Raw genomic sequence first — 12,522 nt, forward strand, 5'->3', positions numbered from 1 at the left:
ACTTAAGTTGATGTTTTTGTATCTTTTAAAGCGGGATCATAGCCACCGTGTGACCATGGGTTGCAGCGCAAGATACGCCACACCATTAATCCAAGGCTTTTTAAAAATCCATAATGACTAAAACAGTCACAAGCATATTGCGAACAACTAGGTACGTATTTGCAGTGCATTCCTACATATGGGCTTAATGTTAGTTGATAAATTCTTACCAACTTTATTGCCACATTGTTTAAAACGCGCACCTTAAATTAACCCTGAAATTTGAGAGCGCAGAATTTCTTTTTCTTTTTTTCTAAGCCTGCCTCGTGTTTCGCGACCAATTGGTTTTTTGAGCTTAACTACAACATCTTGATTTAAGGTGTTGGCTTGAGCCGCCCAAACCAATTCGCGAATCATTCTCTTGAGGCGATTTCGGTCAACCGCTCTTTTGGCTAACTTCTTTGCTACAGCAACCCCCAAGTCAGGCTTGGCGCCCTCTTGGGTGGATGCAGCATATACACCCCAGTACAAACTTGTCTGGGGACGTATTTTTAGTAATTCAGAAATCCTAGTGCTATTCAATGGCTAAATTAAACAGCCAAACGCTTGCGGCCTTTTGCACGGCGTGCATTTAAAACTGCGCGTCCGCTTTTGGTTTTCATACGAATGCGAAAGCCGTGAGTGCGCTTGCGACGTGTTACTGAGGGTTGGTAAGTTCTTTTCATGTTCGATCCCTGGAAAACCAAGTATTTTCCTTGTTGCAGAGCAAAAGGTCAATCTATCTTGATGAATATGTAGGTGTTTTTCTCTATTTTTGGTTAAATTTCTCTTAAATCATTAATTTAAATAGAGATTTTTCTATTATTCACAAGTTATCCACAGGTTTTCCACGTTTTTGTAGCTTGTGGATAACTTTGGGGGATCGCTACAATGGATCCTCCAAAAATATGAGCAACTTACACAATCCCCCCGCCTTGAATTCAATCAGCCCACTGGGATTTTGGGATGATGCCATTGGCATTTTATCTCGCGAACTGTCGCCCCAACAGTTTAAAACATGGATTCAGCCCCTAACTTTATTATCATTCGTTGAAAGTGATGACTCACTAACAATAGGAGCGCCAAACCGCTTTAAGTTGGATTGGATCAAGAAAACTTTTGCCGATCGCTTTCAAGAGTTGGCATCACAGTACTTTGGTCGCCCTATAAATGTAGGATTTACATTGGCGACCGAGGCAAGTCCAGAGAGCAATAAAAGCATTGCGCCTGAAGAGGCGCAACAAAAGGTGGCTGCTCAAGAAGTTGTGGAGCCCGTTATTTCTGTCGAAGAGGGTGGTTTTGAGATTGAGGACCACTCAAAACTAAACCCAAATCTCACATTCGAAACATTTGTGACCGGCAAAGCAAACCAGTTGGCACGAGCTGCGTCAATTCAAGTTGCCCACAATCCCGGCACATCGTATAACCCCATGTTTTTATACGGTGGTGTGGGTCTAGGTAAAACCCATTTAATCCATGCAATCGGCAACCACCTTCTTAAAGAGAAGCCAAATGCCCGAATCCGCTATATCCATGCAGAACAATATGTTTCGGATGTGGTGCGCGCCTATCAACAGAAGGCTTTTGACCGTTTTAAGCGCTATTACCACTCCTTAGACCTTCTATTAATTGACGATATTCAGTTTTTTAGCGGGAAGTCCAGGACTCAGGAAGAGTTTTTCTATGCTTTTGAGGCCCTATTAAGCAATAAATCCCAAGTCATTATTACTAGCGATACCTATCCCAAAGAAATGGCAGGTATCGATGATCGACTTATATCCCGCTTTGATTCAGGCTTAACTGTGGCAATTGAGCCCCCAGAGCTTGAAATGCGGGTTGCTATTTTGATGAAGAAGGCAATTAATGAGGGCATCCCCATGAGTGAGGATGTCGCTTTCTTTGTGGCAAAGCACCTTCGCTCAAACGTTAGAGAGCTTGAGGGGGCCTTAAGAAAAATTTTGGCTTTTGTACGCTTTCATGGCAAAGAGGTAACTATTGAGGTTGCTAGAACGGCGCTTAAGGACTTGTTGTCAATTCAAAACCGACAAATTTCTGTAGAAAACATCCAAAAATCCGTTGCTGATTTTTATAGCATTAAGGTTGCGGACATGTATTCAAAGAAGCGTCCGGCAAACATAGCTAGACCCCGCCAAATCGCGATGTTTATGGCCAAAGAGTTGACACAAAAAAGTCTTCCGGAGATTGGGGAGTTGTTCGGTGGCAGAGATCACACAACGGTTTTACATGCGGTTCGAAAGATTGCAGACGAGCGTGCTCATGACAGTCAGCTGAACCATGAAATTCACGTTATTGAGCAAACCTTGAAAGCTTAATTCTGGGTTGTGGATAAGGTTGTGGAGAACCCTAGGGATAAGTTTGGGGATTTCATGTGGATAAATTGTGGAAAGTCCCAGCTTCATGCAAAAATAGGGTGTTGATAAAAAGTTATCCCCGTTTTATGCAGTGCTTATACAAAAGTTTTCCACAGGTTTTTTAGCGTTTAAGGTTTTGTTTTATAGGGTGTTTTTGACTTATCCACGGAACTTCAGACCCTTATTACTATTACTACTAAGATATATACAAGGATTTAAAAGCAATGCAACTCGTTAACACTTCACGCGATAACTTACTAAAACCTCTTCAGGTTGTTAGTGGAATTGTTGAACGTAGGCATACATTGCCAATTTTGGCAAACCTCTTGTTTAAAAAAGTTGGTGAGAAAGTTTCTTTTATCTCCACTGATATTGAAATTCAGATTACAACCAATGCTAATTTTGGTGTTGGTTCTGAAGATGTAACAACCACCGTTGCTGCAAGAAAATTATTGGATATTTTGCGTGCCTTACCTGAGGGGCCAGTTTCCTTAAATCTCAAAGACAACAAAATGGTGGTACAGAGCGGTAAGAGCCGCTTTTCGTTGCAGACTCTGTCTGCAACGGAGTTCCCTGTAATGCAAAGTGTTGGTGAAGTTACTGCTGCATGGAAGATGTCTCAGAAAAGTTTCCGTCAACTAATTAGTCAGGTGCATTTTTCAATGGCTCAGCAAGACATTCGTTACTACTTGAATGGTATGTTGTTGGTGATTGAGGGTAAGGATGTTGTTGCTGTAGCAACAGACGGTCATCGTCTTGCGTATTCACAGGTTGAGTTATCTGAAGCGCCATCCGGCTCAGGTCAGAAGCAGGAAATCATTATTCCACGCAAAACTATTTTGGAGTGTCAGCATTTGTTGGAGGACTCTGATGAGCCTCTTGAGATTAGTTTGACTGCAAACCAGGTGAAGTTTTCCTTTGGTGATATTGAGTTAATTTCAAAGTTAGTTGAAGGTAAATTCCCGGATTTTCAAAGAGTGATCCCTAAGGGTCAGAAGAATTCATTAGTGGTTGGCAGAGATGCATTGCAATCCGCTCTTCAACGTGCTGCCATTTTGACGACTGATAAGTTTAAAGGTGTTCGTTTCTCTTTATCCCCTAATCGAATCACAATTCAATCAACTAACGCTGAACAAGAAGAGGCGCAAGAAGAGATTGAGACTGAGTACTCAGGTGATGCAGTAGAGATTGGGTTTAATGTAAGTTATTTACTTGATGTTTTATCAAACCTCAAGAATGAAAAGATTCAAATTAGTTTGGGTGATGCGAATAGTAGTGCTGTAGTTACTCTGCCTGGCTCAGAGAGCTTTAAGTATGTTGTGATGCCAATGCGTATTTAACTTAGAAAAAAATGACTGAAGAAAAAAGAGTAGTAGAGCAGTACGGCGCTGCATCGATTCAAATCTTAGAGGGTCTTGAGGCTGTTCGTAAACGTCCTGGTATGTACATCGGGGATACCTCTGATGGAACCGGCTTACACCATCTTGTTTTTGAGGTGTTAGATAACTCAATTGACGAGGCATTAGCAGGGTATTGCTCTGAAATCACCGTAGTTATCCAAACTGATAACTCAATTTCTATTGTTGATAATGGGCGCGGAGTTCCTACAGGTATTAAATACGACGATAAGCATGAGCCTAAGCGAAGCGCTGCTGAAATCGTTATGACTGAACTACATGCTGGTGGTAAGTTCGATCAAAACAGTTATAAAGTTTCAGGTGGTCTACACGGGGTAGGTGTTAGTTGTGTAAACGCATTATCTAAATGGTTAAAGTTAACCATTCGTCGTGACGGCAAAGCGCATTACATGGAATTTGCGCGCGGCGTTATTCAAAACCGTAATGTTGTCGATGAAAATGGTGTTTTAGTTTCCCCAATTACTGTTACTGGTGATACAGAGCTTTCTGGAACTGAAGTTCACTTCTTGGCTGATGAAGAGATTTTCGGAAACGTAGAATTCCATTATGAAATTTTGGTGAAGCGCATTCGTGAACTTTCTTTCTTGAATAACGGTGTTCACATCAAACTGATTGATCAGCGCACAGGTCAAGAAGAAGACTTTGCCTTCTCTGGTGGTGTTAAAGGTTTTGTTGAGTACATCAATCAAACTAAAAATGTTTTACACCCAAATATTTTCTATGCAGAGGGCGTTCGCCCTTCTGATCTCGGTGGTCAAATTACCGCTGAAGTATCTATGCAGTGGAATGACAGCTTTAGTGAACAAGTACTCTGTTTTACTAATAACATTCCGCAACGCGATGGCGGCACCCACTTAACTGGTTTGCGCGCAGCAATGACTCGTGTCATTAATAAATATATTGATGAAAACGAAGTTGCTAAGAAAGCAAAGGTAGAGATATCTGGTGATGACATGCGCGAAGGTTTAGCCTGTGTTTTGTCAGTTAAAGTACCAGAACCAAAATTCTCTAGTCAAACTAAAGATAAATTGGTTTCAAGTGAGGTTCGTGGACCAGTAGAAGAGATTGTTGCAGAAGCCTTAAGTGCTTATTTGCAAGAGCGCCCAGCAGACGCAAAGATTTTGTGCGGCAAGATTGTTGACGCAGCCCGCGCTCGTGAAGCGGCGCGCAAGGCGCGAGATATGACCCGTCGCAAGGGTGCATTAGATGGATTGGGTTTACCTGGAAAGTTGGCTGATTGCCAAGAAAAGGACCCATCAAAATCTGAATTATTTATTGTTGAGGGTGATTCTGCGGGCGGATCTGCTAAGCAGGGGCGCGATCGTCGCTTCCAAGCGATTCTTCCTTTAAAAGGCAAAATCCTTAACGTTGAAAAAGCTCGCTTTGACAAAATGCTTGCAAGCCAAGAGGTGGTTACCTTAATTACTGTTCTTGGTACGGGTATTGGTATTGAAGAATACAAGGCCGACAAACTCCGTTATCACCGCATCATCATCATGACCGACGCGGACGTTGACGGAAGCCACATTCGCACGCTTTTATTAACCTTCTTCTATAGACAGATGCCTGAGTTAATTGAGCGTGGCCATATTTATATTGCACAACCACCACTTTACAAAGTGAAGTTTGGTAAGAGCGAGCAATACATTAAAGATGACAACGAACTAAATCAATTGTTATTGAAGATTGCCCTTGAAACTGCCTCTCTACAAACACCTTCAGGTGAAGTTATTGAAGGTGACGCATTAAATGAGTTGGCAAAACACTATCAAGTGATTCAATCGATTGTTGATCGACTTTCTCGCACTATTGATGAAGATGCTCTGCGCGCTATTGCTTCAGGCACCTCATTAAATCTGGATACTGAAAAATCAGCAAACGAGTCTGCTGATCGTTTACGCCAAGCGCTTGCTGATTCTTTAAATCCATTGGCTGTGGCACCAGAAATTATTGTGCAAAAAGAAGACCGCACAGAGCGCTTCCGCTTACTTTTGTCCCGTCGAATTCATGGAAACCTAAAACTGTCTTCCATTAACTCCGACTTTGTGCATGGCGACGATTATCAAAGCCTGGCAAATGCAGCCGCAGTTTTGTCTGGCAAGGTTGTTTCGGGATCTAAAGTTCGTCGCGGCGACCCAGACAAAAACCAAAAAGAGCAAACTATTGGTGACTTTAGGGCCGCTTTTGCTTGGTTGTTGTCTGAAGCGGAGCGCGTATTAAGTCGTCAGCGCTACAAGGGTCTTGGTGAGATGAATCCATCACAGTTGTGGGAAACCACGATGGATGCCAGCTCAAGAACGCTTTTGCAGGTAAAGATTGAAGATGCGATTGCTGCAGACCAAGTCTTTACAACTCTAATGGGTGATGAGGTCGAACCTCGTCGAGCGTTTATTGAAAAGAACGCCCTGATTGCACGTAACTTAGACGTATAAAAATGGCTGACAAAAAATTAAAACCACCTAAGGTGGACAGATCTTCTATTGTTGTTAAATCCTCTCCAATTCATGGCAAAGGCGTTTTTGTTGCAAAGCCAATTAAAAAAGGCGAGGCAATCATTGAATACAAGGGTGAGCGCATCAGTTGGAAGTTGGCTGAAAAGCGTCATCCACATGATCCCAAAGACCCCAACCATACCTTTTACTTTTCACTAGAAGATGGTCGTGTAATCGATGCAAAGTATGGTGGCAATGCTGCGCGCTGGATTAACCACTCCTGCAAGCCTAGTTGTGAAGCTCGTGAAGATACCTTTGACGGCGAGCCAAGAGTGTTTATTTATGCAAAGCACGCCCTCAAGGTTGGTGAAGAGTTGTTTTATGACTATTCACTAGATATCGAGGGAAAAATTACCAAGCAAATGAAAAAAGATTACGAGTGTCGCTGTGGTGCTAAAAAGTGTCGCGGCACTATGTTGGCAACAAAAGAGAAGTAAAAATTTCTATGTTGTTTGTAACAATTCAAGAGTTAGAGGCGGCAATCAATTATTGGCGTAGTCAATCACCATCAGAGGGTGATGAGCTGCGCCTTTGCCCTGAGGCCTCAGCGCTTGCCAAGCCCTATGCATTGATGATTGTGCAGGGCGCTCAACGGGTCCCGGTGGATGTTCTCGATGATATGGCTCGTTCCGCAATTCAACAATTTCAAAAAATAACTTAAACATTTTTTGTTCATCTTCCCCGAGTTGTTTAGGGTTATTGCTATATATAGTGAAGCTATCTTGGAGTATTCTCATATTCTTGCTCCCAAGTAGGGGGTAGAGGGTATGAGATTGCAAGAAACAATATTAAAAACAATTGGACTGGGAAAATCTTTTAAAGGCTTTTCTGCGGTCACCGATGTGAACCTGGATGTCACCAGGGGAACCATCCACGCTTTGATTGGACCAAACGGCGCTGGTAAAACCACCTGCTTTAACTTGCTTACTAAATTTTTAGAGCCGAGTAGCGGTCAAATCCTATTTAATGGTTTTGATATAACCAACGAGGCTCCAGCACAAATTGCGCGGCGCGGCGTTATTCGATCTTTTCAAATTTCAGCGGTTTTCCCCCATCTGACAGTTATTGAGAATGTTCGTGTTGCACTGCAGCGAGGATTGGGAACCGAGTTTCATTTTTGGAAGTCCGGCAACTCGTTAAATGTTTTAAACGAGCGTGCGCTAGAGCTTCTTCATGAGGTTGGGTTGGAAGGTTTTGCGAACGAAGAAACCCTAAACCTGGCTTATGGCCGCAAAAGGGCTCTCGAAATTGCAACTACGTTGGCTATGGAGCCAGAGTTAATGCTCTTGGATGAGCCAACCCAGGGAATGGGTCACGAGGATGTAGAGCGTGTAACCGAATTAATTGATCGCGTTGCCAAAGGGCGGACGATTCTTATGGTTGAGCACAATATGAAGGTAGTTTCTTCTATTGCAGACCGAATTACTGTATTGCAGCGCGGCTCAGTTTTGGCCGAAGGGTCTTATCACGAGGTTTCTAACAATCCATTGGTTGTTGAGGCCTATATGGGAAGCCATGGGGGAGACAACCTATGAGCACCATGGCATTAGAGGTTAAAAATCTAGAGTCTTGGTATGGCGAATCACACATTTTGCACGGAGTAAATTTTGCCGTGCGAGATGGAGAGGTTGTCACCTTGCTTGGAAGAAATGGCGCCGGAAGAAGCACCATTCTGAAAACCATTTTAGGGTTAACCAGCAAAAGAACTGGTTCGGTAGAAATTTATGGCACTCAAACTATCGCCATGCCTACCTACAAGATTGCCCGCTTGGGTGTTGGGTTTTGCCCTGAAGAGCGCGGGATTTTTGCAAGCCTAAGTACCGAAGAAAATTTATTGTTGTTGCCAGAGATTGCTCCTGGCGGCATGGGTTTGGATGAGATTTATGAAATGTTTCCAAACCTCTATGAAAGAAGAAATAGCCCTGGCACCCGTCTTTCTGGTGGTGAGCAACAAATGTTGGCCATGGCTCGTATTCTGAGAACGGGCGCCAAGCTTCTGTTGCTTGATGAAATTACCGAAGGTTTGGCCCCGGTTATTGTGCAAAAGCTTGGCGAGGTTGTAACTAGCTTGCGCAATAAGGGGTTCACCATTGTTTTGGTTGAGCAGAATTTCCGTTTTGCGGCACCTTTGGCTGATCGCCACTATGTTGTTGAACATGGAAATGTGGTTGAGGTTGTAAATCAGAATGAGCTTGCTGAAAAAGCGGCTTTATTAAATGAGTATCTTGGTGTTTAGTGGATTTCTATAGGAGATGGCAATGAAGTTAAAGCAAATAACCGCGTGTCTGGTTGCGGCGACCATGTTTGGTTCAAACCCAGTGTTTGCGCAAAGCGCACCGAAGGTTAGTGGCGATGTTATTAAGATTGGTGTATTAACCGACCTTTCCTCAACCTATTCTGATTTGGCTGGTCCGGGTGCTGTAATTGCAGCAAAGATGGCGATTGCAGATTTTTCTAAAGACGGCACTGTAATCGGCAAGAAGATTGAGTTAGTTAGCGCCGATCACCAGAACAAGGCTGATATTGCTGCAAACAAAGCCCGCGAGTGGTACGACAAAGATGGCGTAGACGTTATTGTTGAGCTGGTTTCAACCAACGTTGCTTTGGCTGTAATGGAAGTTGCCGAACAAAAGAACAAGATTACTTTGGTTTCTGGCGCAGCTTCTTTGCCAATCACCAATGAGAAATGTACTGCTAATAACGTTCATTGGACCTATGACACCTATGCGCTTTCAAACGGCACAGCTAAAGCAGTTGTAAAGCAAGGTAAAAAGAATTGGTACTTCCTTACTGCTGACTACGCATTCGGCGCGGCTTTGGAGAAAGACTCAACCAACGTTGTTAATGCTAATGGCGGTAAGGTATTGGGAACCAGCAAGCACCCATTCCCAAACAGCGACTTTTCTTCCTACCTCTTGAAGGCTCAAGCTAGTGGTGCTGACGTAGTTGCTTTGGCAAACGCCGGGCAAGACACCATCAACAGTGTTAAGCAGGCTTCTGAGTTTGGTATCAATAAAAAGCAAACTGTTGTGCCTTTGTTGATGTTTATTACCGATGTTCACTCTTTGGGTTTAAATGCTGCTCAAGGCATGTACCTCACAGAAGGTTTCTACTGGGATAAAGACGACAAGACCCGTGCTTTTGCAAAACGCTTCATCTTGCAACATAAGCGTATGCCATCAAGCGTTCAGGCAGGTGTTTACTCATCTGTTCTTGCTTACTTAAATGCTGTACAAAAAGCTGGCACCGATGACACTCAAGCTGTTATGAAGGCTTTGAAGTCTACCAATATTGATGATGGACTTTTCAAAGGCAAGATTCGCGCTGACGGTAAGTTTGAGCATGACATGTATTTGTTAGAAGTGAAGAAGCCATCTGACTCTAAGAGCCCATGGGATTATTACAACGTCAAGGCGGTGATTCCTGCTGCTGAAGCGACTCAACCACTTTCATTGTCACGATGCAAGCTGGTTACTAACAAGTAATTGATCTCTATTAAGTATGTTTGAACTTCTTGGAATTACCCCTCAAGGGCTGGTTGCCCAGCTCTTGGTGGGGCTTATTAATGGCTCTTTCTATGCCATATTGAGTTTGGGATTGGCCATTATTTTTGGCCTTCTCAACATCATTAATTTTGCGCATGGTGCTCAGTACACCATGGGTGCATTTATTGCTTGGATTGGTTTAACTCAAATCAGCCAATGGCTCGGCTTTCCTGAGCTATCAATCAATTATTGGTTTGCTTTAATTGTTGTCCCGTTGGTTTTGGCGGGCTTCGGTTTAATTCTGGAGCGCACGATGCTGCGCCGTCTGTATCACTTAGACCATTTATACGGTCTTTTGCTGACATTTGGTTTGGCACTCATTATTGAGGGCATGTTCCGTCATTGGTACGGAATCTCTGGTGAGAGCTATCCAGCCCCAGAGATGCTGCAGGGCGCCATTCCCCTTGAGTCTCTCGGTATTATTTTGCCGAAGTATCGAGTATGGGTGGTGATCATCTCTCTAGTGGTTTGTTTCTCTACCTGGTACGTGATTGAAAGAACAAAGTTAGGCGCCTATTTGCGTGCTGGAACTGAAAACCCTAAATTGCTACAGGCTTTCGGTATTAATGTTCCCCTAATGATTTCGTTGGCTTACGCCTATGGCGTTGGCTTGGCTGGTTTTGCTGGTGTTTTAGCTGCCCCTATTTTTCAAGTAAACCCATTAATGGGCTCCAACCTCATCATTGTTGTTTTTGCGGTGGTGGTGATTGGCGGCATGGGCTCCATCATGGGCGCCATCTTGACTGGTTTAGGTTTGGGCTTAATTGAAGGCCTCACAAAAGTCTTTTACCCAGAAGCTTCTGGGGTTGTGATTTTTGTGATCATGGCAATTGTTTTGTTGGTTCGTCCTGCTGGACTGTTTGGGCGGGAGAAATAAGCATGAATCCAAAAACAAAATTACTTTACGGAATTTTGGTCCTTATTGGACTTTTATTGCCGTTCCAAGATTTTATTTACCTTGTGTTTGCGATGAAGGTTTTATGTTTTGCATTGTTCGCATGCGCATTCAACTTGCTTCTAGGTTTTACAGGCTTGCTGTCATTTGGCCACGCTGCATTCTTTGGAACAGCCGCTTACATCACTGCTTACTTTTGTAAAGAGGCGGGCCTTTCCCCTGAGCTGGGGATTATCTTGGGTGTTGTTGGCTCGGGGGTTTTGGGCTTCTTAATTGGATCTTTGGCTATTCGTAGGCAAGGAATCTACTTTGCGATGGTGACCTTGGCTCTTTCGCAAATGATTTATTTTTTAGCTGTTCAACTACCTTTTACTGGTGGTGAGGACGGTATTCAAGGTGTGCCTCGTGGAATGTTATTTGGTTTTATCGATCTAAAAGATGACGTAGCGATGTACTACTTTGTATTGGCGGTTTTCTTATTTGGCTTCGCTTTGATCATGCGTGCGGTTCATTCCCCATTTGGTCAGGTACTCAAAGCTATTCGTGAAAATGAGCCACGCGCAATTTCTTTGGGTTATGACGTTGATCGATTTAAATTAATGTCGTTTGTTATTTCTGCGGCATTGGCTGGCCTTGCTGGATCAATGAAGTCCTTGGTGTTTCAGCTTGCAACACTTACTGACGTTCATTGGCATATGTCGGGTGAAGTTGTATTGATGACTTTGCTTGGGGGAATGGGAACTATTCTTGGCCCAGTAGTTGGCGCGGGTATTGTTGTTGGTTTGCAAAACTATCTAGCTAACATTGGATCTTGGAGCACAATTGCCACCGGATTTATTTTTGTAATTTGCGTTCTAGCTTTCCGTCGCGGCGTTGTTGGTGAAATCGCTGCGCACTTCAAAAACAAAAACTAATTTTTGTTTTTTCCTTTTATTATTTGGTTTTAGTGTGACGGCAATTTTTAATTGCGTCACACTCATTTAATTAAAAGAGACTCTCATCGAATTTTCAATCTATATCTGGCCATTGCTTTTAGCGATGGCTTTTTTTGCCGGGCTGGTTGATGCGGTGGCTGGTGGTGGTGGCCTAATTCAGGTCCCCGCTCTTTTTGCAGCCTACCCAGATGCGCCGCCCGCAACCCTGCTCTCAACCAATAAGGTGTCTGCGGTTGGCGGTACGCTCAATGCTGCGCGAAGATATTTACGGCACGTGTCTTTGCCGTGGGCTGTAGTTGGCCCCGCAATTGTTGCGGGTTTTGTTGGTTCGTTATTGGGCGCTAATGCGGTAAGCAACTTTCCGGCAGAACCACTTCGCAAGGCTTTGCCTTTTGTATTGTTATTTCTGTTGTTGTACACCTGGTTTCAGCCGTCACTCGGTGAGGCTCACGCGCCAAAAACTCTTGGACGTTTTCAACAGCTTAAGGCGGCAATTCTTGGTTTAACAATTGGTTTTTATGACGGCTTCTTTGGTCCGGGCACGGGCAGCTTCTTGCTGTTTGGTTTTGTTCGCTTCTTCAGCTTTGATTTTCTGCATGCTTCTGCTGCAACAAAGATGGTAAACGTCGCAACCAATCTGGCGGCTATTTTGATGCTAGCCAGCCTGGGGCAAATTAATTGGGCCCTTGGGTTTGCCATGATGGTGGCCAATATTGCAGGCAGTCAGTTCGGAAGTCGTCTCGCAATCAAGCATGGCAGCACCTTTGTTAGAAAGGCTTTTCTACTTATTGTGAGCGTGCTAATTTTCAAGTCCGCTTGGGACGCCTATTTTTCTAATTAAATCAAT

Annotated in this window: 14 protein-coding genes; 11 read left to right on the forward strand and 3 right to left on the reverse strand. The window is 43.6% G+C overall.

Features of this window, described 5'->3' with window-relative positions; translation table 11 throughout:
• Positions 1-2: 2 nt before the first annotated feature.
• Genes yidD through rpmH form a run of 3 tightly spaced genes read right to left on the reverse strand, consistent with a single transcriptional unit; the run spans position 3 to position 704 of the window.
• The gene (yidD, locus tag JaK3_RS10475; protein WP_082786342.1) at positions 3-242 is read right to left on the reverse strand and encodes a membrane protein insertion efficiency factor YidD; all 240 of its coding nucleotides are present in this window, start codon (positions 240-242) and stop codon (positions 3-5) included.
• A gap of 1 nt (position 243) precedes the next feature.
• Positions 244-561 (reverse strand): ribonuclease P protein component, encoded by a 318-nt coding sequence (rnpA, locus tag JaK3_RS01490; RefSeq protein WP_240480851.1) that lies wholly within the window; start codon positions 559-561, stop codon positions 244-246.
• A gap of 8 nt (positions 562-569) precedes the next feature.
• Positions 570-704 (reverse strand): 50S ribosomal protein L34, encoded by a 135-nt coding sequence (gene rpmH, locus JaK3_RS01495; RefSeq protein WP_011903922.1) that lies wholly within the window; start codon positions 702-704, stop codon positions 570-572.
• Positions 705-926: 222 nt separating this feature from the next.
• Between rpmH and dnaA the strand changes: the two genes are divergently transcribed.
• The 11 genes from dnaA to JaK3_RS01550 all read left to right on the forward strand — a co-directional run bounded on the left by dnaA (position 927) and on the right by JaK3_RS01550 (position 12,516).
• On the forward strand, positions 927-2,351 hold the full coding sequence (gene dnaA, locus JaK3_RS01500; RefSeq protein ID WP_205627473.1) for a chromosomal replication initiator protein DnaA: 1,425 nt from the start codon (positions 927-929) through the stop codon (positions 2,349-2,351).
• Positions 2,352-2,614: 263 nt separating this feature from the next.
• The gene (gene dnaN / locus JaK3_RS01505; RefSeq protein ID WP_068320029.1) at positions 2,615-3,730 is read left to right on the forward strand and encodes a DNA polymerase III subunit beta; all 1,116 of its coding nucleotides are present in this window, start codon (positions 2,615-2,617) and stop codon (positions 3,728-3,730) included.
• Positions 3,731-3,741: 11 nt separating this feature from the next.
• On the forward strand, positions 3,742-6,240 hold the full coding sequence (gyrB, locus tag JaK3_RS01510) for a DNA topoisomerase (ATP-hydrolyzing) subunit B (protein WP_068320033.1): 2,499 nt from the start codon (positions 3,742-3,744) through the stop codon (positions 6,238-6,240).
• A gap of 2 nt (positions 6,241-6,242) precedes the next feature.
• Positions 6,243-6,737, forward strand: coding sequence for an SET domain-containing protein (locus JaK3_RS01515; protein WP_068320035.1), 495 nt, complete (start codon positions 6,243-6,245; stop codon positions 6,735-6,737).
• A gap of 8 nt (positions 6,738-6,745) precedes the next feature.
• Complete coding sequence (locus JaK3_RS01520; RefSeq protein ID WP_082786343.1) at positions 6,746-6,961, forward strand: DUF3717 domain-containing protein; 216 nt, start codon at positions 6,746-6,748, stop codon at positions 6,959-6,961.
• 106 nt (positions 6,962-7,067) lie between these two features.
• Complete coding sequence (locus tag JaK3_RS01525; protein WP_068320037.1) at positions 7,068-7,835, forward strand: ABC transporter ATP-binding protein; 768 nt, start codon at positions 7,068-7,070, stop codon at positions 7,833-7,835.
• Positions 7,832-8,536: an ABC transporter ATP-binding protein gene (locus JaK3_RS01530; RefSeq protein WP_068320038.1), complete on the forward strand. Its 705-nt coding sequence runs from the start codon at positions 7,832-7,834 to the stop codon at positions 8,534-8,536. Before JaK3_RS01525 ends, JaK3_RS01530 begins: the two co-directional genes overlap by 4 nt.
• 22 nt (positions 8,537-8,558) lie before the next feature.
• Positions 8,559-9,785, forward strand: a complete 1,227-nt coding sequence (locus JaK3_RS01535; protein ID WP_068320659.1) for an ABC transporter substrate-binding protein — start codon at positions 8,559-8,561, stop codon at positions 9,783-9,785.
• 16 nt (positions 9,786-9,801) lie between these two features.
• Complete coding sequence (locus tag JaK3_RS01540) at positions 9,802-10,722, forward strand: branched-chain amino acid ABC transporter permease (protein ID WP_068320040.1); 921 nt, start codon at positions 9,802-9,804, stop codon at positions 10,720-10,722.
• 2 nt (positions 10,723-10,724) lie between these two features.
• Positions 10,725-11,654: a branched-chain amino acid ABC transporter permease gene (locus JaK3_RS01545; RefSeq protein WP_068320042.1), complete on the forward strand. Its 930-nt coding sequence runs from the start codon at positions 10,725-10,727 to the stop codon at positions 11,652-11,654.
• Positions 11,655-11,778: 124 nt separating this feature from the next.
• The gene (locus tag JaK3_RS01550) at positions 11,779-12,516 is read left to right on the forward strand and encodes a sulfite exporter TauE/SafE family protein (RefSeq protein ID WP_068320661.1); all 738 of its coding nucleotides are present in this window, start codon (positions 11,779-11,781) and stop codon (positions 12,514-12,516) included.
• The last annotated feature ends 6 nt before the right edge of the window (positions 12,517-12,522 follow it).

Source organism: Polynucleobacter yangtzensis (assembly GCF_001595965.1).
Classification (GTDB): Bacteria; Pseudomonadota; Gammaproteobacteria; order Burkholderiales; family Burkholderiaceae; genus Polynucleobacter; species Polynucleobacter yangtzensis.

Coding starts and splice junctions, on each gene's coding strand:
- rpmH (WP_011903922.1), bottom strand. CDS start 704: ATGAAAAGAACTTACCAACCCTCAGTAACACGTCGCAAGCGCACTCAC.
- dnaA (WP_205627473.1), top strand. CDS start 927: ATGAGCAACTTACACAATCCCCCCGCCTTGAATTCAATCAGCCCACTG.
- dnaN (WP_068320029.1), top strand. CDS start 2,615: ATGCAACTCGTTAACACTTCACGCGATAACTTACTAAAACCTCTTCAG.
- gyrB (WP_068320033.1), top strand. CDS start 3,742: ATGACTGAAGAAAAAAGAGTAGTAGAGCAGTACGGCGCTGCATCGATT.
- JaK3_RS01515 (WP_068320035.1), top strand. CDS start 6,243: ATGGCTGACAAAAAATTAAAACCACCTAAGGTGGACAGATCTTCTATT.
- JaK3_RS01520 (WP_082786343.1), top strand. CDS start 6,746: ATGTTGTTTGTAACAATTCAAGAGTTAGAGGCGGCAATCAATTATTGG.
- JaK3_RS01525 (WP_068320037.1), top strand. CDS start 7,068: ATGAGATTGCAAGAAACAATATTAAAAACAATTGGACTGGGAAAATCT.
- JaK3_RS01530 (WP_068320038.1), top strand. CDS start 7,832: ATGAGCACCATGGCATTAGAGGTTAAAAATCTAGAGTCTTGGTATGGC.
- JaK3_RS01535 (WP_068320659.1), top strand. CDS start 8,559: ATGAAGTTAAAGCAAATAACCGCGTGTCTGGTTGCGGCGACCATGTTT.
- JaK3_RS01540 (WP_068320040.1), top strand. CDS start 9,802: ATGTTTGAACTTCTTGGAATTACCCCTCAAGGGCTGGTTGCCCAGCTC.
- JaK3_RS01545 (WP_068320042.1), top strand. CDS start 10,725: ATGAATCCAAAAACAAAATTACTTTACGGAATTTTGGTCCTTATTGGA.
- JaK3_RS01550 (WP_068320661.1), top strand. CDS start 11,779: ATGGCTTTTTTTGCCGGGCTGGTTGATGCGGTGGCTGGTGGTGGTGGC.